This is a genomic window from Allorhizobium sp. NPDC080224, from assembly GCF_050281005.1.
In the GTDB taxonomy this organism is placed as follows: domain Bacteria; phylum Pseudomonadota; class Alphaproteobacteria; order Rhizobiales; family Rhizobiaceae; genus Allorhizobium.
Genome location: NZ_JBNNWJ010000001.1, coordinates 907,001 through 925,320, shown reverse-complemented (window position 1 = coordinate 925,320; position 18,320 = coordinate 907,001). Strand labels below are relative to the sequence as shown.

General features: G+C 61.8%; 19 protein-coding genes. 7 read left to right on the top strand and 12 right to left on the bottom strand.

Going from position 1 to position 18,320, the window contains the following annotated elements; all coding sequences use genetic code 11:
- The first annotated feature begins 1 nt into the window (after nt 1).
- Together ACQKP1_RS04445 and moaB are read left to right on the top strand one after the other, a co-directional pair.
- Nucleotides 2-901 (top strand): 4-(cytidine 5'-diphospho)-2-C-methyl-D-erythritol kinase, encoded by a 900-nt coding sequence (locus tag ACQKP1_RS04445; RefSeq protein WP_427274341.1) that lies wholly within the window; start codon nt 2-4, stop codon nt 899-901.
- A complete protein-coding gene (gene moaB, locus ACQKP1_RS04440) occupies nt 898-1,446 on the top strand; it encodes a molybdenum cofactor biosynthesis protein B (RefSeq protein WP_427274340.1) in 549 nt (182 codons plus the stop codon). The genes ACQKP1_RS04445 and moaB overlap by 4 nt, the downstream gene beginning before the upstream one ends.
- Here the strand turns inward: moaB and ACQKP1_RS04435 are convergent, their stop codons facing one another.
- On the bottom strand, nt 1,447-1,968 hold the full coding sequence (locus ACQKP1_RS04435) for a glycosyl transferase (protein ID WP_427274339.1): 522 nt from the start codon (nt 1,966-1,968) through the stop codon (nt 1,447-1,449).
- A gap of 131 nt (nt 1,969-2,099) precedes the next feature.
- Here ACQKP1_RS04435 and ACQKP1_RS04430 point away from each other — a divergent pair, with 131 nt between their 5' ends.
- On the top strand, nt 2,100-3,257 hold the full coding sequence (locus ACQKP1_RS04430; RefSeq protein ID WP_427274338.1) for a PA0069 family radical SAM protein: 1,158 nt from the start codon (nt 2,100-2,102) through the stop codon (nt 3,255-3,257).
- A gap of 141 nt (nt 3,258-3,398) precedes the next feature.
- Nucleotides 3,399-4,073 carry a ribonuclease HII gene (locus ACQKP1_RS04425; RefSeq protein ID WP_427274337.1) on the top strand — a complete coding sequence of 225 codons (675 nt, stop codon included), beginning with the start codon at nt 3,399-3,401 and terminating at the stop codon, nt 4,071-4,073.
- 172 nt (nt 4,074-4,245) lie between these two features.
- Here the strand turns inward: ACQKP1_RS04425 and ACQKP1_RS04420 are convergent, their stop codons facing one another.
- The 5 genes from ACQKP1_RS04420 to ACQKP1_RS04400 form a co-directional block, all read right to left on the bottom strand.
- A complete protein-coding gene (locus tag ACQKP1_RS04420; protein WP_427274336.1) occupies nt 4,246-4,725 on the bottom strand; it encodes a F0F1 ATP synthase subunit B in 480 nt (159 codons plus the stop codon).
- Between the two features lie 5 nt (nt 4,726-4,730).
- The gene (locus ACQKP1_RS04415; RefSeq protein ID WP_203013247.1) at nt 4,731-5,321 is read right to left on the bottom strand and encodes a F0F1 ATP synthase subunit B; all 591 of its coding nucleotides are present in this window, start codon (nt 5,319-5,321) and stop codon (nt 4,731-4,733) included.
- Between the two features lie 81 nt (nt 5,322-5,402).
- Nucleotides 5,403-5,630, bottom strand: a complete 228-nt coding sequence (locus ACQKP1_RS04410) for a F0F1 ATP synthase subunit C (RefSeq protein ID WP_006726635.1) — start codon at nt 5,628-5,630, stop codon at nt 5,403-5,405.
- Nucleotides 5,631-5,702: 72 nt separating this feature from the next.
- Nucleotides 5,703-6,452 carry a F0F1 ATP synthase subunit A gene (locus tag ACQKP1_RS04405; protein ID WP_203019927.1) on the bottom strand — a complete coding sequence of 250 codons (750 nt, stop codon included), beginning with the start codon at nt 6,450-6,452 and terminating at the stop codon, nt 5,703-5,705.
- A gap of 57 nt (nt 6,453-6,509) precedes the next feature.
- A complete protein-coding gene (locus tag ACQKP1_RS04400) occupies nt 6,510-6,872 on the bottom strand; it encodes an AtpZ/AtpI family protein (protein ID WP_006726633.1) in 363 nt (120 codons plus the stop codon).
- Nucleotides 6,873-7,254: 382 nt separating this feature from the next.
- Here ACQKP1_RS04400 and ACQKP1_RS04395 point away from each other — a divergent pair, with 382 nt between their 5' ends.
- The gene (locus tag ACQKP1_RS04395; RefSeq protein WP_427274335.1) at nt 7,255-7,449 is read left to right on the top strand and encodes a hypothetical protein; all 195 of its coding nucleotides are present in this window, start codon (nt 7,255-7,257) and stop codon (nt 7,447-7,449) included.
- Nucleotides 7,450-7,456: 7 nt separating this feature from the next.
- Here the strand turns inward: ACQKP1_RS04395 and ACQKP1_RS04390 are convergent, their stop codons facing one another.
- The 5 genes from ACQKP1_RS04390 to ACQKP1_RS04370 form a co-directional block, all read right to left on the bottom strand.
- The gene (locus ACQKP1_RS04390) at nt 7,457-8,632 is read right to left on the bottom strand and encodes a cell wall hydrolase (RefSeq protein WP_427274334.1); all 1,176 of its coding nucleotides are present in this window, start codon (nt 8,630-8,632) and stop codon (nt 7,457-7,459) included.
- 193 nt (nt 8,633-8,825) lie between these two features.
- The gene (locus tag ACQKP1_RS04385; RefSeq protein WP_427274333.1) at nt 8,826-10,727 is read right to left on the bottom strand and encodes a potassium transporter Kup; all 1,902 of its coding nucleotides are present in this window, start codon (nt 10,725-10,727) and stop codon (nt 8,826-8,828) included.
- 15 nt (nt 10,728-10,742) lie between these two features.
- A complete protein-coding gene (locus tag ACQKP1_RS04380; protein ID WP_427274332.1) occupies nt 10,743-11,720 on the bottom strand; it encodes a magnesium transporter CorA family protein in 978 nt (325 codons plus the stop codon).
- Nucleotides 11,721-11,874: 154 nt separating this feature from the next.
- Nucleotides 11,875-13,026, bottom strand: coding sequence for an iron-sulfur cluster carrier protein ApbC (apbC, locus tag ACQKP1_RS04375; RefSeq protein ID WP_203013232.1), 1,152 nt, complete (start codon nt 13,024-13,026; stop codon nt 11,875-11,877).
- Nucleotides 13,027-13,370: 344 nt separating this feature from the next.
- Complete coding sequence (locus tag ACQKP1_RS04370; protein ID WP_203013230.1) at nt 13,371-14,108, bottom strand: helix-turn-helix transcriptional regulator; 738 nt, start codon at nt 14,106-14,108, stop codon at nt 13,371-13,373.
- A 396-nt stretch (nt 14,109-14,504) separates the two neighbouring features.
- Between ACQKP1_RS04370 and ACQKP1_RS04365 the strand changes: the two genes are divergently transcribed.
- Nucleotides 14,505-15,341, top strand: coding sequence for an SMP-30/gluconolactonase/LRE family protein (locus ACQKP1_RS04365; protein WP_427276397.1), 837 nt, complete (start codon nt 14,505-14,507; stop codon nt 15,339-15,341).
- 207 nt (nt 15,342-15,548) lie between these two features.
- The gene (locus ACQKP1_RS04360; protein WP_203013227.1) at nt 15,549-16,211 is read left to right on the top strand and encodes a PRC-barrel domain-containing protein; all 663 of its coding nucleotides are present in this window, start codon (nt 15,549-15,551) and stop codon (nt 16,209-16,211) included.
- Nucleotides 16,212-16,276: 65 nt separating this feature from the next.
- Here ACQKP1_RS04360 and ACQKP1_RS04355 read toward each other — a convergent pair whose 3' ends face one another.
- A complete protein-coding gene (locus ACQKP1_RS04355; protein WP_427274331.1) occupies nt 16,277-18,319 on the bottom strand; it encodes an NAD(P)-binding protein in 2,043 nt (680 codons plus the stop codon).
- Between the last annotated feature and the right edge of the window lies 1 nt (nt 18,320).

Here is an 18,320-nt window from a genome sequence, read left to right as displayed (position 1 = left end):
CATGACAGACACTGCAGAGCGCCGGCCGGAGCGGATCGTCGAGACGGCTCCGGCCAAGATCAATCTTGCTTTGCACGTCACAGGTCGGCGGGACGATGGCTATCATCTTCTCGACAGTCTCGTGACCTTTGCCGAGGACGGCGATGAACTCGCCTTCGAGACGGCTGACAGCGACAGCTTCCGTGTCGTCGGGCGTTTTGGGGCCGAGCTTTCAGCCGAGGACAATCTGGTTCTGAAGGCGCGCGATCTGCTTCGGGCCGCCCTCGACGAATGCAGCCAGCCACACGGCGCCGTTTCCATTCTCCTCGACAAGAGCCTGCCGATCGCGTCGGGGATTGGCGGTGGCTCGGCAGATGCGGCAGCGACACTGCGGGGGCTGCTCAGGCTCTGGAAGGCGGAACTGCCGGCCGAGACGTTGCAGCAGATCGCAATGAAGCTCGGCGCCGATGTGCCGATGTGCCTTGCCTCGACGCCGCTGCGCGCGCGCGGGATCGGTGAGGCAATCGAGAAGGTAGATATGCCATCCGTTCCGCTGGTGCTCGTCAATCCACTGAAGCCCGTGTCCACGCCGGAGATCTTTCGCAGCCTTCAGCGCCGCGACAATGAGCCGATCGGCGAGCTAGGCTTGCTCACCAACGCGGCTGACTGGATGCAATCGCTTTCCGCCCTGCGCAACGACCTGCAGCCGCCGGCGGAAGCGCTGGTGCCTGAGATTGCCGAGGCCTGCGAACTGCTGGGACAGAGCTTGGCAGGCTTCGTGCGGATGTCGGGGTCGGGTGCCACCTGTTTCGGGCTCTACGAGACGGAGGCTGCTGCGATGAAGGCGGCCTTGGCGCTATCAGCCTATAGGCCGAACTGGTATGTGCTCCTGACACGCACCGTTCCGGGAGAGAGCCCATGAGCCGCATCGACGAAAGCCGCCCCTTCATTCCCGTTGGCATTGCGGTGCTCACCGTTTCCGACACCCGCAGCCTTTCCGACGACAAATCCGGCGACACGCTGGTCGCGCGCATCGAAGAGGCCGGGCACCGGCTTGTTGCCCGGGCGATCGTGAGGGACGACAAGGCGGCGATCCGGGAACAGGTGGGAACCTGGACGAAGGATCCCAACATCGACGTGGTGATCACCACCGGTGGCACGGGCTTTACCGGGCGGGACGTGACGCCAGAGGCGCTGGAGCCGCTGTTCGAAAAGCGCATGGACGGTTTTTCGGAAGTCTTCCACCGCATCTCCTATGACAAGATCGGCACATCGACGATCCAGTCCCGCGCGACCGGTGGCGTCGCCAACGCAACCTTCATCTTCGTGCTGCCGGGCTCTCCCGGCGCCTGCAAGGATGCCTGGGACGGGATCATCAAGCTCCAGCTCGACTATCGCCACATGCCCTGCAATTTCGTAGAAATCATGCCCCGGCTCGACGAGCATCTGAGACGCAGCCAGGGCTGATTAGCGGCGCGCTTCGCGGGCCACCCAAGAGGGAATGATCTCGGAGGCAAGGCGGCGCAGCTTGTGGCCGCGGGCCAGCTGAAGCAGTTCCCTGCCCTCGCCTGCGAGCCCCTGTGCCTGACGCTTCGGGATCAGCAGGCCATTCTCAAGCAGCGGCGTCGAGCGCGTGAGCCGCCGATAGAAGGGCAGCCGGTATAACCGCGATTCGGAGAAACGGGCCGGCGCCTTGTTGAGCGCGACATACTCCGCAACCTCGTCCACCCAGCCCTGCCCCAGCCGCGCGCCCGGTTCGATCAGCAGCAGCCATTCGCCCCGCGCCGCCGCCAGCACATGCTTCATGTCCCATTGCTGATAAAAGCGGCATCCCGCAGCGTCGGCAACCACGGACGAGCCATCGGTCGAGCCGTGGTCAAGCACGATGACATCGCTGACCAGACCCTCGACAGCGCCGGCCACCAGCACGGACAAGGTCTGTGCGAGCTCGGGTTCCTGGTCGTGGCATTCCATGATCACTGTCAGCATTGCCTATATCTATCGCATTGCACAAAGTTTTGCCACAGACAGTTTTTTGAAGTTTGTTCTTGCATTGTTCCCTTTTTGGCGCTAGGAATAAAGTCATTGAGCGAGGCTGCAACGCCCGCGAGGAGCCAAACATGACCGAGCTGTCTCTTGTGAGCCAGGCTGCATTTCAGCCCGGCAATACGGCAGATATTGCCGATGCGCTGATGAACGCGTCCGGCATGCGGATCGAGATCGATCGGCGGCGCGGGCGTGCGGCCGGGATCAATCCGGCCGGCCGATTCGAGAGCCAGGAACGCGTCGCCTTCGATGACGGCTGGCATACACTTGAGGACATGCCGCCCTTCAGGACCGAAGTGCAGGTCGAGAAGCCGCGCACGGTCATCACGCGCAACGATTCACCCGACATTCCCTTCGACCGGTCGATCAACCCCTATCGGGGCTGCGAGCATGGCTGCATCTATTGCTTCGCCCGGCCGACGCACAGCTATATGGGCCTGTCGGCAGGCGTCGACTTCGAGGCGAAGCTGTTTGCCAAGCCGGATGCGCCGCGCCTACTGGAACGAGAACTGTCGAAGCCGGGCTACAAGGTAAAGCCGATCGCAATCGGCACCAATACCGATCCCTATCAGCCGATCGAACGGGAATGGCGCATCATGCGACAGATCCTCGAAGTGCTGGACAAGGCGAACCACCCCGTGGTGATCGTGACGAAGTCGGCGCTCATCCTGCGCGATATCGACATCCTGAAGGCGATGGCCGAGCGGGGGCTGGTCAAGGTCGGGATTTCCGTGACCACATTGGATCGCAAGCTCGCACGCACGATGGAGCCCCGCGCCTCGACGCCGGCCAAGCGGCTGGAGGCGATCAAGACCCTGTCGGAGGCCAGGATCCCCGTGGCCGTGATGGTGGCGCCGGTGATTCCTGCCCTGAACGACCACGAGATCGAACGGATCCTCGACAGCGGCAAGGCCGCAGGGGCGACGGAGGCGAGTTATGTGCTGTTGCGCCTGCCGCTCGAAGTGAGCCCGCTGTTTCGCGACTGGCTGCTGCAGAACTATCCGGACCGCTATCGCCACGTGATGTCGCTGGTGCGTTCGATGCGCGACGGCAAGGATTACGATGCCGAATTCGGCAAGCGGATGAAGGGGGCGGGTCCCTATGCCTGGCAGATCAGTCGTCGCTTCGAGATGGCGACCAAGCGGCTCGGCCTGATGCGCCGCAGCCTGCATCTCAGGGAAGACCTGTTCATCTCGCCCGACAGCGACGGAGTGCAGCTGTCGCTGCTCTGACTTGGGTTTGTTTTCGTATTCCGGTGCTGTTGTCCGCCGCCTCGCACCGGATGTAGTCCCTGGTAAGCCGCCCCCTTCGCCATGATCGCGATCGGGACCGGGGACTTGCAGGAGGTCGGGTGCGCGTGCGATTTCTGCCGCATGAAACGTCGCACGCCACCCGATTCTCCTGGCCTCTTTCCAGACATGCCGCTTGTCCCGGATTTCTCGCTGGAGAGCCGCGCCAAGCGTCAAGGCCTTTGGCCGGTGGCCGGGACGGACGAGGCCGGCCGCGGTCCTCTGGCGGGCCCTGTGGTCGCCGCAGCCGTGATCCTCGATCCGAAGCGGATCCCTGATGGGCTGAACGATTCCAAGAAGCTCTCCGCCGCCCAGCGCGACGTGCTCTATGAGCATATCTTGGCCGAGGCGACAGTTTCGATTGCGTCCTCTTCGCCTAAGCGCATCGATCTCATCGATATCCGCAAGGCGAGCCTCGATGCCATGCGCCGGGCCGTCGCCGGTCTCGACCACGAGGCCCGGCATGTGCTGGCCGATGGCCGAGATGTTCCCCCCGGCCTGGTTTGCGCCGGCGAGGCCGTCGTGAAGGGCGATGCGCGATCGGTCTCTATCGCCGCCGCCTCTATCATCGCCAAGGTGATGCGGGACCGCATGATGGTGAGGGCAGGTCTCGTCTATCCCGGCTATGGTTTCGAGGTCCATGCCGGATACGGCACGGATCGCCACCGCAGCGCCATCGTGACGCACGGCCCCTGCCCCTTGCATCGGATGAGCTTCCGGCCGTTGAAAATCGCAGCGCCAGCGGACGAAAATCTCTAAAATCCTTGTCCGCGCTTAGCCACGGTCTTGCCCGCGCATGTGCGTCGGCGAGGCACAGCCGATCAAAGGTCACGCTGCTTCAACTCGACGGCCCTCAGCCGAACAAGAAAACGCCCCGAGCGGAGACCGATCGGGGCGTCAGAATGAAGATGATGTCGGCAGTCGGCCGGCCTTAATTCAGGCGCGACTTCACTTCACCGACGGAGGCCTTGAACAGCGTCTGCTGTACGGCTTCGTCAGACTTCCTAGCCAGAACCTTCTCGGCAGCGGCAATCGCCAGGTCGACGGCTGCGGCGCGAACGGCGTTCACGGCTTCAGTCTCGGCCTGCTTGATCTTCTGCTCGGAAAGCGCGTTGCGGCGTGCAACGAACTCTTCGGTCTTCTGCTTGGCTTCCGCGGTCAGGGCAGCGGCTTCGCGCTCAGCGGCAGCCACAATGGCTGCAGCCTCGGCTTCGGCTTCCTTGCGCTTGCGCTGGTATTCGGCCAGCAGGTGCTGGGCCTCTTCGCGCAGACGCTTGGCCTCGGCCAGTTCGTCACGGATCTTGTCGGCGCGCTCGTCGAGAGCCTTGCCCATCATGCCCGGTACCTTCAGGTAGGCGAGCAGGACGAAGAAGAGAACGAGGGCAACGAGTGCGAAAAATGAAGCGTCCATGATGCTTACGCTCCCTGCTTGGCGACGCCGGAGACGGCGGCCTTGATGTCGGCTGCGGTCGACTTGGCGCCGATCAGTTCTTCAACGATCGTGCCAACGGTGTCGATGGCGATCGTGTCGACTTCCGCGAAAGCGCGCGCCTTGATATCGGCAATGCGGCTTTCGGCAGCGGCGATCTTGGCGGAGAGTTCCGTCTCGATCGCAGCACGCTCCGCATCGGCCTTGGCCTTGGAAGCGTCACGAGCGGCAGAAGCGATCTGGCCGGCTTTCGCCTTGGCCGCGGTCAGCTCGCGCTCGTAGGTTTCGATGGCGGCATCGGCTTCGGACTTCAGACGAGCTGCTTCGTCCAGATCCTGCGCGATGCGGTCATGACGGTTCTCGAGAATGCCGCCAAGGCGCGGAACGATAACCTTCTGCATGAGCATGTAGAACACGCTGAACGTGATCACCAGCCACAGAAGCTGCGACGGATAGGTCGAAAAATCGAACGGCGGGAACACGCCGCCGCCATGAGCCTCGTCGTGGGCCACGCCGGTCTCTGTGTGAAGCTGGCCTTCTGCCGGGGTTTCCTGGGCAAAGGCGGGGGTCACAAACATGCTCACCTCCAGGTGTATGCTCAAATGCGCGAGATCACGGCTGCCTTGTCGGCGCGCCGTGATCTCAAACTCCAGCCGTTATTAGACGGCGAACAGGAGAAGGAGAGCGATGAGCAGCGAGAAGATGCCCAGAGCTTCCGTAACGGCGAAGCCGAATACCAGACGGCCGAACTGGCTGTCAGCAGCAGACGGGTTGCGCAGTGCGCCGGTCAGGTAGTCACCGAAGATACGGCCGAGAGCGAGGGACGTACCAGCCATGCCGAGGCATGCGAGACCCGCGCCGATGTACTTTGCTGCTTCCGCTTCCATATGGATACTCCTTCGAATGGGTTGTTGCGGCTGTTTTTGACACCCGGGACACCGGGGCCAGCGACTTTATTCTCAGTGACCACCGTGCACGGCGTCGTTCAGGTACATGCAAGTCAGTACCGCGAAGACGTAAGCCTGCAGGAAGGCAACGAGAAATTCGAGAGCGGTCATGGCGACCGTCATGATGAGAGGCAGGATGGAGCCTGCGACGCCGACGGCACCGGCAGCACTCATCGACACGACGAAGCCTGCGAAGACCTTCAGCGTGATGTGACCGGCCAGCATGTTGGCGAAAAGACGGACGGAAAGGCTGATCGGACGCGACAGGAAGGACACGACCTCGATTGCAGACACCAGCGGCAACAGGGCCACCGGCACGCCAGACGGCGCGAAGATCGAGAGGAAGTGCAGTCCGTGCTTGTAGAAGCCGTAGATCAGGACCGTCAGGATCACAAACAGGGCCAGCGCGAAGGTCACGATGATCTGGCTGGTGATCGTGAAGAAGTAGGGGAACATGCCGAGCAGGTTTGCCGTCAGGACGAACATGAACAGCGAGAACACCATCGGGAAGAAGTGCATGCCCTTGGCGCCAGCACCTTCGCGCAGCATGGAGGCAATGAACTCATAGGCCATTTCGGCGACCGACTGCATGCGCGTCGGGATCAGGCCGCGATTGGCTGTCGAGAAGTAGAGGAAGCCCGACGCAGCGGCAACGGTTGCCACCATGAACAGGGATGCGTTGGTGAACGAAAAATCAATCCCGCCGATTTCGATCGGTACAATCGGCTTCACAAGGAACTGGGAAGTGGGATCGTTTGCCACGTTCTGCTCTTTCGCTTTCGCCGCCGAAGCGGTCATTCTCGTTTCCGGGCCGGCGCGTCAGCGACCGTTGCCCTTGTCGTCCAAGTCCAGTCTGCGATCCGCAGGATGTGGCGATGCCACGACCCCGACGACGCGCATGACGTTCAACACGCCGGCGCAGAAACCGATCATAAGCATGACGATCATGCCCCACGGCCCCGTGCCCACAAAGTAGTCGAAAAGATAACCCAGGAGGGCACCGACAATGATGGCGGAGATGAATTCGCTCGAGATCTTCATTGCCATACCATATCCCTTACGGGTCTGGTCGGCATTGATCTCGGCTCGCTCGTCGTCCTTGACCTTGGCGTCCCGCTCAGCGAGTTCCGTGGTCAGCCGTCTGCGGCGCTCTTCCAGATCTTCTTCCCGGTGGTCCGTCATGGCTTTCTCCGACCGTCGCCTGTCTCAAGCGCCGTTTATGCGCCCGAATTGAATGCAGAAACGGCGAGATAGAAACCCTTCTGGCCCGCTTTGAAGTCGGGCGCACCATAATTTTGAGCCCCTGCATAGTCAAGGCGTGACAGCACCAAGTTTCACCACAAATTAACCCCGAAAAATCATAGACTTAAGTCCAAGACGCAGAATCGTCGCAGATGACGGACGACAAATCCGGTCAATCCGTCGCAACCATGGACCAGAATCTGCCACATTCACGGAGACGTGTGGGTCGGTTGATTGCAGGCTCAGGGCGGGCATGCGTGACGATTGCGGAACTGGGACGGACATGGGAGGCTCCTGGGAGACGTCCTGCCCGGGGGAAGAGATGACGCGCTTTCTAGTCCGCATCCTGATCAGTGTCATCCTAGGCTGGATGATCGGCGTGCAGGCGGCATTCGCCTTTGGCCCCAAGGGCAATCTGACGCCGATGCTTTACATTTTCGTCACGGTGCCACTCACCTATGCCTTGTCATTCCTGGTCGTGCCGCTGCTGTCGAACTGGCTCGACAGGCAGCGCTGAAGGGTTTTCAGCTCCACCCGCCGCCATAGGTGCGATAGAAGATGTGCTTGCCGATCTTGTCCACGCGCTTCATCGTCGGGCCCCAGGCGGGCTTCACATAGGTCGCGTGGTAGTGGGTGGCGGAGCCGACATCCTTGAACCAGATCTTGCCGGCGGTGACGGCCATGGCAATCTCCTTGGCAATCTTCCAGTGGCGCGGAGACGTGACGATGTCGGGGATACGATCGCAGGCGAAGGAGAACTGGCAGCGGTTGCGCCAATTTTCGTTCTGATAGACCACTCCGCAGATCGTGTCGGGATAATGCGGATTGCGCACCCGGTTGAGGATGACCTGGGCGACGGCCGCCTGGCCCTTCACCGATTCGCCACGGGCTTCAAAATAGATGCCTTCCGCCAGGCACTTCTGTTCCTTGTCGGAAAAGACGGCTGCCGGCAGCGGGGTCGCGGCCCAGGCGTGATCCTCCGGATCGATATCGGGGATGAAACGGCCCTGCTCTTGCTGCTTGTCGGTCAGGATGCTGTCGAAGGGCGAAACGCTCGCATAGTCCGGGGCGGGCGGCGCATAGGCAGTCGCCAGCACATCAGGCACGGAATTGGTCACGAGATCTGCAATCATCGGCGACAGTGAGGGATCGGCGACCGGCTTTTCGCGCTTGAAATAGAAGCTTGCGAGTTCGACGGGCTTGGACTTGTCTTCCTCCCGGGCAAAGACGGACGGTGTCTTGAGCTCCGGCTCCATAAGCGAGCTCGTCCGCTGCAAGATAGATCCGGCCGAGAAGGCGCGCGGCGGCAGCATGGGCTCGACGGCCATGACCCGGCCCTTCTTCTGGTCGCGGGTGACACGCATTTCGTCCGGCAAGGAATCAGGATCGGCCTTGCCGCCATCGAAAGCGATGCGGCGACCGTCGGGCAGGATCAAGCCAGCACCACCGGACAGCGCCTCGGACGCCTCCCCTTCCGAGAAGGCGAGACTGGCTTCGTGGATCGAGCCGGCCGGCGTCGACGTCATCACCATGCGCCAATTGCTGGCACCGCGGTCGAGACCGGTCAGAAGGCCCGCCATATCGGCCTGAGCGGCGACGGTGGGGAAGATCAGCCACGACGCAAGGCCGAAGACCAGGGGAGAGGTCCAGTTCTCCAGTCGGGAGAGGACCTTCTTCGAAGGACGAAACTTGGGACGCAAGGCCACACTCCAACACACGCTGACACGGGTCCGACGCTTCGAACCCAAACAGGATTACATTAGAGGAATATCTCTCGTTAACCTTGATGCTTGGTTAATGCGCGATCACAGCTTTGGGAGCAGCAGGGCAAAAAATGGCTGGACCGCCGGGCATGCCGACGGTCCTGAAGCTCATCGAGGTATGTTGGGCCGGTCAGATGATGACGTGTGATCCGAGTTCGATCACGCGGTTTGCCGGCAGGCGGAAATAGTCGGACGGGTCGGCCGCTGCCTCCGCAAGCGCGATGTAAAGCCGGTCCTGCCAGTGGGGCATGCCCATGCCCTGGCCGGCGACCAGCTTGCGACGGCCGAGATAGAAGGAGGTCGACATGATGTCGAACTTCAACCCGCCACGGCGGAGGCTCGCCAGCGTCTTGGAGACGTTCTGCGTTTCCATGAAACCGAAGCGGATCTCGACCCGCGAGAAACGTTCGGACAATTCCTCGACCGCAAACCGATCCACCTCGGCGATCCGGGGGCGTCCAAGTGTGCGGATCGTCAGGATGATGTTGCGCTCGTGGATGACATGGTTGTGCTTCAGATTGTGCATCAAGGCGGCCGGCGCACAGGTCGGGTCGCTGGTCAGGAAGATGGCCGTGCCGGCGACGCAGGTCGGGCCGTGTTCGCCCTTCTTCTCGATCATGGCGATGAAGGCTTCAAGCGGGACATCGTCGCGGCGGGTCTTCTGGAAGAGGATCGCCGTGCCGCGGCGCCAGGTCCACATGACCACGGTGAAGGCTGCGGCGAAGAGGACCGGTATGTAGCCGCCATCATGGATCTTCAGAAGGTTCGCGCCGAGGAAGACCAATTCGAGAAGGAGTAACGGGGTCAGCACCGCGGCTGCGAGCACCAGGCTCCAGTTCCATCTCTTGCGGACGAATTCGAAAGCCATGACGGTCGTCACCACCATGGCACCGGTCACCGAGATGCCGTAGGCGGTCGCGAGCGCCTCCGAGCTTTCGAAGAGCAGAACCAGCGAGAGCACGCCGACGAGCAGAAGCGTGTTGACCGAGGGCAGATAGATCTGGCCGCTCTGTGTTTCGGAGGTGAAGAGGATCTGCATGCGCGGCAGGAAGCCGAGGTGGATCGCCTGGCGGACCAGCGAGAACGCGCCGGTGATCACGGCCTGGCTGGCGATGATGGTTGCGAAGGTTGCCAGAATCACGATCGGCAGGAGCGCCCAGGACGGAAACATCAGGAAGAAAGGATCCGAGGCCGTGGAGGGATCGCTGAGGACCAGAGCCCCCTGCCCAAGATAGTTCAGGACGAGCGCCGGAAAGACCAGCGCGAACCAGGCGAGCTGGATCGGCTTGCGGCCGAAATGGCCGAGGTCGGCATAGAGCGCTTCCGCACCCGTGACCGTCAAGAAGACCGCGCCAAGCACGATGATGCCGAGGAAGCCCTCGCGCAGCAGGAAGCTCACCGCATACCAGGGATTGAAGGCTGAGAAGATACCGATGTCATCAAAGATATGCATGATGCCGCCGGCTGCCATGACGATGAACCAGACCGCCGTGATCGGCCCGAAGAAGCGCGCGACGGCTCCCGTTCCGCGTGACTGGACCGCAAAGAGGCCGATCAGGATCGCAAGCGAGATCGGCACGATGTAATCGGACATATCGGGCGCGACGAGCTTCAAGCCTTCGACGGCCGACAAGACCGAGAGCGCCGGCGTGATCATGGAATCGCCGAGGAAGAGTGCGGCGCCAATCAGGCCCAGCACCATCAGAACCGGGCCGTGACCGTTTGCCGACTTAGAGAGCAGCGCCAGAAGCGAGAGGGTGCCGCCTTCGCCGTCATTGTCAGCACGCAGCAGAAAGAGGACATATTTGAGCGTGACGATGATCGTCAGCGACCAGATCATCAGCGAGATAAGGCCGATGATTTCGACGCGGGTGATGCCGTCGACACCGATCGGCTTCAGGGCCTCACGGAAGGCATAGAGCGGGCTCGTGCCGATGTCGCCATAAACGACACCGACAGATCCGAGCGCGAGAAGAAAAAGACTGCGTGCATCCTTCGGACCAGCCGCGGGCTGGTGATCGAGTTGTGGCATGGGATACCAGGCTCGTCAGAGCCAGCCTTTCCAACGGAAAAACAAGAAGGGGATGATGGCGGAGAGCAGCATGGCAAAAAGCGCCATGGGGTATCCGAAGTTCCATGCGAGTTCGGGCATGACTTCAAAATTCATGCCGTAGATCGACGCGACAAGGGTCGGCGGCAGGAAGACCACCGAGGCGATCGAGAAGATCTTGATGATGGCATTCTGCTCGACATTGATGAGGCCGAGCGAGGCATCAAGCATGAAGGTGATGTTGTTGGCGACAAAAGCCGCGTGCTCGCCAAGGGATTGAAGGTCGCGGACAACCAGGCCGCAGAGTTCGGCGGCATCTTCCTCCCGGCGCACCGCCGGCTGCGACTGCAGGAATAGAACCAGGCGAGACAAGGAGACGAGGCTATCACGCACCTTGCCTACAAGCTGATGATGGCTGGCGATATCGAGCAGCTTGTCTTCCAGGAAGCGCGGCGGACGGCGCTTGGCGGCCTTGCGATTGACGAAGACCGTGATCGAGAGCGCATCGAGGCGTGAAGCCAGCGTTTCCAGGATCTCGGCGGTCCGGTCGACAATCGTCTCCAAGAGATGGCCGAGCAGTTTCGCGCCGGTGTCGCACTGTCCGTTCAGGCGCAGGAGGCTCGCACTGAAGAGTTCGAAGGCCTTGGGCTCGGCATAGCGGATGGTGATCAGGCGTCCGCGATGGAGGATGAAGGCGACGTCGGTGAGCAGCGGATAGCTGGAATCGGCTCTGTAGAGCAGCGAGGCCGTCATGTAGATCGCATCGTGCTCGACATACAGCCGGCTGGACGGTTCGATGTCCTTCAGCTCATCCGGTGTCGGCAGCGGAATGCCGATCCGGCTCTCGACGAAGTGCTCCTCGTCGCGGCTCGGCTTGATCAGGTCGATCCAGATGATGTCATCGGGGAAATTGCTGGCTTGAGGCTCGGCGCCGATGATTTCGGCACTTCCGTCTCGTCGATAGGCCCGTATCAAGGACTGGTCACCTTCATGGCACGCCGCGCGGTTTGGATCCGGAACCAATCATAGTCCCGGATGGAATGCCAAAGCAATTGTTGCAGCACTGCAATGCAGCCGGCGCACGCCTCAAGAAGGCGCGATGCCGGCCGAAGCCCCCTTCAAGCGGCGATCATTCGAAGACGATCGCCGGCGCTGCGCGACCCGATCGAGCCTTGACCTGTTCCCAGGCCTTGGTCGCGATGTCGCGATAGATCTTCGCCTGCGGCCCGTCCGGCTCGCTGACCACGACAGGCGTTCCGGCATCCGAGGTCTCGCGGATCGAGATGGTGAGCGGCACTTCGCCGAGGAAGGGCACGCCGATCTTCTCGGCCTCGGCCCTCGCGCCACCATGACCGAAGATGTCGTAGCGATTGCCCGTATCCGGCGCGATGAAGTAGCTCATGTTCTCGACGATGCCGAGCACGGGCACTTCGACCTTGTTGAACATGTTCAGGCCCTTGCGCGCATCGATAAGGGCAAGGTCCTGCGGGGTGGAGACAATGACCGCCCCCGACAGCGGTACCTGCTGGGCCATGGTCAGCTGCGCATCACCGGTGCCCGGCGGCATGTCGACGACCAGCACGTCGAGATCGCCCCAGGCGACTTCGCGCAGCATCTGCATCAGGGCCGACTGGACCATCGGGCCGCGCCAGATCATCGCGGTCCCTTCATCGACGAGGAAGCCCATCGACATGACCTTGATGCCGTAATTCTCCATCGGCACGATGATGCGGTTCTCGATCTGCTGCGGGCGCCCGGTAATGCCGAGAAGGCGCGGCATGGAAGGACCGTAGACATCGGCGTCAAGAATGCCGACGCGCAGACCGTTTGCCTTCATCGCCAGCGCCAGATTGACCGCCGTGGTCGACTTGCCGACGCCACCCTTGCCGGAGGCGACCGCGATGATGGCTTCGATGCCAGGGACTCCAGCCTTCGTGCGCTGTGGTCCGCTCTGCGCCGGGCCATGACTGTGGGCGTGGTTGTGGGCGGGGGCTGCAGGCTGCGGGCGCGGCGGCGGGGTGGCGCCCTGTTTGCGCTCGGCTGTCAGGCTGACCACCGCACCGCTCACACCGGGCAGAGCCTTCACTGTTCGCTCGGCAGCCTGGCGCAGTGGCTCCAGTTCCTGGGCGCGCTCGGCAGGCACATTAATGGAGAAGTAGACCTTGCCGTCGGAGATGAAGACATCCGATACCATACCAAGGTCGACAATGTTGCCATCGAGATCCGGTCCGCGGATCCCCTTCAGCGCCTCAATCACCCGATCACGCGACAGTTCGGCCATTTCAATCTTCTTTCCGCTTACGTCTTTCACGTCTGCGAAATCAGATAATGGAGCAGGAGACATTCGCCAACAGCAAATACGGATCGTGGCTGCGACCATTGCGGCCAAAACAGACAAGCCGCCTGCGGAGAGCACCCCCCGCGGCGGCTTGTCAGGCTGCACCCGTTAACGGGTGTCGTGCAACGTCCCCTCTGGACTGGCACTAGCAATGCAGAAAGCGTGCCAGTTTTCAAAGGGCGGGAAATGTGGCTGCAAAGGCGTTATGTGCCTCACCAGATCGGAATTGTGCCGGGAAACTAGGCTGACGTGGTGGGTGGCGCACAAAAATGCACCAGCGTTTACTCTTACTTGATCAAGCCGAGCCGGAGGGCCTTGGCGACGGCCTGGGTGCGATTGACCGCGTCCAGCTTCTTCGTCGCGCGGTTCAGGTAGTGGTTGATCGTGTGCTCCGAGAGCGTCAAGATTTCCGCGATCTCAACGCTGGTCTTTCCGGCCGCCGTCCAATTGAGGCAGTCGAGTTCCCGTTCGGTCAGCATGTCACTGTTGCGGCTGTCCATCTCGCGGATTTCAGCGAGGCGATTGAAGACATGCGTCGCGATATAGGCGAGTTCCATCATCTCGAGCGTGTTGAAGGGGTCGCGGTCGCCGATGAAGGAGACGGCCCCTCGGGCACCCGTTGCATCATGGACGGGGAAATAGGATCCGCGGTTCATGCGGAAGCGGGTAAACAGCGCCTTCGAGACCTCGCCGGATCGAGGATCACGCTGCAGTGCCACGTCATCGATGTCGAAACGCAGGGGGACCGACGAGCGGCGCAGATGGGCCAGCACAGGACTGCCCGACAACAGGGAAATCTGATCGAACTCAGTCAGGAGATCGGACGGCCAGTTGGTGATGATCGAACTGCTGCCGAGTTCCTGCGCTGTGGCACCCGGCATATTCAGCACCATAAAGGCACGGGCGCCGTAAAGCTCCGTCACACGCTTCATAAAACGGAAGACGTCGAACTGGGTCTTGAAACCTTTGACGTCGGTGATCAGACCCTCGACGCGCTCGGCGGCTGCCATGTCCTGGTTCGTCATCACACACCCGTCCATACCGGGTCACCGGTCGTGATTATCGAGGAGATTGTCCAAGACGTATACGTCAACTGCTAAAACACCTGCCATTGGCTGCGGATCGAAGGCGTGGCGAAACCTGGCTTCAGCCGATCCTTTGATCTCGCGTGCTCCCGTGTCAGAGACCTTGCGATAAGAATGCTTGAAGGACCCCCAAAGGCGATACCAAAACCGAATCTGTTCCCTTAGGTTGCCGGAGCATAGACTTGTAAAGTGCCAGGGGTCCAGATACCCCATAAATTTTACCGTAAACCCCTGTTTGCGACCTTGGTCGTACGGCAGAGATAGACGAAATCGACAAGGAGGACGCGCGTGATCGCGACAGAGAGCTTCACTGGCAGGACGCTGACCGAAGAGCGCATGGAACTGGGAGAGGGTCCGACCTACGACCCGACGACAGGCGCGCTTTTCTGGTTCGACATCCTCGGCAAGACGCTGTGCGAACTCGATGTTGCCGGCGGCCGTCTGACCAGACATGCCCTGCCCTTCCTCGGCAGCGTGCTCGCTATCGTCGATGAGACGCGGCAGCTTATCGCTTCCGACCAGGGGCTCTTCCTGCGCGACACGATGAGCGGCACCCTCTCCCTTTATGGAAATATCGAGGACAAGCCGCAGAACCGCTCGAATGACGGCCGCGTCCATCCGAGCGGCGCCCTGTGGATCGGCACGATGAGCCGTACGGCGGAGACCGGTGCCGGCGCCATCTATCATGTGGCCGGGACAACCGTGACCAAGCTCTTTGACGCCGTCAGCATTCCGAACGGCATCTGCTTCTCGCCGGATGGCAGCGTCGGCTATTTCAACGATTCGAAGATCAATCACATGATGCGGGTCGAGCTCGATTCGGCGACCGGTCTGCCCACTGCCGCTCCGACTGTCTTCATCGATCAGTCTCAGCGCGAGGGCGTCATTGACGGATCGGTCGTCGATCTCGAAGGCACGATCTGGAATGCCAACTGGGACGGCGGCGCGGTGGATCGCTACGCGCCTGACGGTCGCCATATCGCTCGCTACGCAGCCCCGATGCGCCGGCCGACCTGCCCGGCATTCTATGGCGTCAATCTCGATCGCCTCGCCGTGACCTCCTGCTGGGAGGGACTCACAGATGCGGAACGGTCCAAAGACCCGCTCGCAGGCGTCACCTTCGATCTCGGCGTGAGCGTCAAGGGCAAGACCGAGCCGCGGTTCAAACTCTGAGTATCTGGCTCTGAGGGGCGGGGCCTGAAGCGGCCCCGCAAACTGCGATCGGCGTAATTTGTTCCCGCAACCCCCTCAAAATATTCAGGACTTCGCCAGCGGAACGATCTAGGCCGCCGGACATTTTCCTCTCGAACCGACGCCGCCCAGCACTTCAGCAAGGGCAGTGTCAGTCGCAGACCATCTCAGAGGAAAGGTAGGTCCACCATGAACAAGTCTCTCAAGACCCTCGCCGCAGCCATGCTGCTCGGTTCCACCGCAATGGCCCCGTTTGCCGTCGCTCAGGACGCAACTCCGGGTGCAACGACGACGCCGCCGGCCACTATGGACGGCACCACCACGACGCCTGCTCCGGTCACCCCGGGCGCTTCGACGGACGGCACGATGGGCACCACTGCCCAGGCTCCCGCTGACGCTGCCGGCTCGGCCACTTATCTGACGGAACAGGCTGAAAACCAGATCTCGGTCAACGATTTCATGGGCCAGCCGATCTACACCTCCGACAACCAGTCGATCGGTGACATCAACGACCTGCTCGTGCAGGAAGACGGTGGCATCGTCGCCGCAGTCGTCGGCGTAGGTGGCTTCCTCGGCATTGGCCAGAAGAACGTCGCCATCCCGTTCGACAAGATCACCATCAGCCGCGAAATGGATGATGCGACCATGACCGGCACGGGCGATGCAGCCACGACGACGACCACCACCGAGGCTGTCGCTGACGCAGAAGTTCGCCTGACCACCACGGAAACGGCTGACAGCCTGCGCAACGCTCCGGAGTTCCGTACTCTGTCAGATCAGGCTGCCGACGCTGGTAACACGGGCACAATGGCTCCGACCGACGGCACCACCACCTCGTCGACGGACAACTAATCCCGGAACGTGGGACGTGTTAAGGTCCTAAGGGGCGGCGCTTCAGCGCCGCCTTTTGCTATGCGCTACAGCAGGCTGCAAAAGCGAAGTGCATCGTAGACGGCGGCGTGGATGTTGCGGCTTTCAACCGCATCCCCGATGCGTACCAAGTCGAAGCTGGCGGCGTCATCCTTGAGCGGCAAGGGCTCGCGCCGGGCGATCAGCGCGGCATAGTCGACGGCGCCGCGATTGCGTGAAAGCGGCTTCAGTTCAAGATAGAGATCCGCATTGGCCATGGTGCCATGCTCCACGACCACCTGGGCGACGCGTCGCTCCACGCGCACCTCAGAAAAGTCCGAGCCGAGTGTCGCGAGCAAAGCATTACCGTCTCGTCGGACGCTCACCAGCTTGGTGTTGATCGTGACCCGGACATCCTTTTCGGCGAAGGTCTTGGCGTAGGGCACATGGTTCATGCCGCCCATCTCCGGCGCGAAGAAGCGCTCCGGGGAGACCACTTCGAGTTCGACGCCAGCATTGGCAATGACTTCTGCGGCACTCATGCCGGGATGCCCGCCATTGTCGTCGCAGAGCAGAACCGGCCCCTCGGGCTTCACGCTCCCGGCGAGGATGTCCCAGCTCGAGGTGACGAGATCATCGCCTGCCTCGAGTTCCGGCGACTGAGCGATGCCGCCGGTCGCGATGACAACCAGATCGGGATCGAAGCCAAGCACGTCGTCGACGCCGGCATAGGTGTCGTAGTGGATGCTCACACCCAGACGATCGAGCTCTGCCAGACGCCAGTCGACGATGCCGATCATTTCCTTGCGGCGCGGATTGCGTATCAGCAGATTGACCTGGCCACCGGCCTTGCCCGAGGCTTCGAGGACATCGACGGCGTGTCCGCGCTCGGCGAGCACCCTCGCGGCTTCGAGGCCTGCCGGCCCTGCGCCGACCACGACCGCCTTGCGAGGCTTGTCAGCCTTGCGCAGGTCATGGGGGATCAGTGCCTCGCGGCTTGTCGCAGCATTGTGGATGCAGAGCGCCTCGCCGCCTTCATAGATGCGGTCCAGACAATAGGTGGCGCCGATGCAGGGGCGGATCTGGTGCTCGCGGCCCTCGATGATCTTTCTGACGATATGCGGATCAGCGATATGGGGGCGGGTCATGCCGACCATGTCGAGCTTGCCCTCTGCAATCGCATGGCGGGCTGTCGCGACATCGGCGATGCGGGCGGCATGGAAGACCGGGAATTTGGTCGCCGCCCTGATATCACCGGCGAAATCGAGATGCGGCGAGGCCGCCATGCCCTGGATCGGGATGACGTTGTTGAGTGCCGCGTCGTGTTCGATATGCCCCCTGATGATGTTGAGAAAGTCGATCTTGCCGGAGCTTGCGAAGCGCTTCGCGATCTCCATACCTTCATCGCGGCTCAGGCCCTTGTCCCAGTCCTCGTCGGCGACCATGCGGATGCCGACGATGAAATCCGGGCCGACAGCCTTTCTGACGGCTGATATCACCAGGTTGGAAAAGCGCATGCGGTTGTCGAGGGAGCCGCCGAATTCATCCTCGCGGCGGTTGGTGGCCGGCGACCAGAAGCTGTCCATCAGATGGCCGTAAGCCTCGAACTCGATGCCATCGAGACCGGCTTCCTGCATGCGGGCGGCGGCTGTCGCATAATCCTCAACGATGCGCTCGATATCCCAGTCCTCGATTTCCTTAGGGAAATGCCGATGCGCCGGCTCGCGGATCGGCGAAGGCGCCAGCACCGGCAGCCAGTCACCCTTGTTCCAATTGGTACGACGGCCGAGATGGGTGAGCTGGATCATCACGGCGCAGCCATGCTCGTGACAGTCATCGGTCAGACGCTTCAGATGCGGGACGATCTCGTCCTTCCAGGCCAAGAGATTGCCAAAGGCCGGCGGGCTGTCGCGACTCACACTGGCCGAGCCCGCCGTCATGGTGAGCGCGATGCCGCCTTTCGCCTTTTCGACATGATAGAGCCGGTAGCGCTCTGTCGGCATGCCCGCTTCCGAATAGGCCGGTTCATGCGCCGTCGACATGATGCGGTTCTTCAGCGTCAGGTGCTTCAGCTGGAAAGGCTGGAGAAGGGGATCACGGTTCCCGGTCATT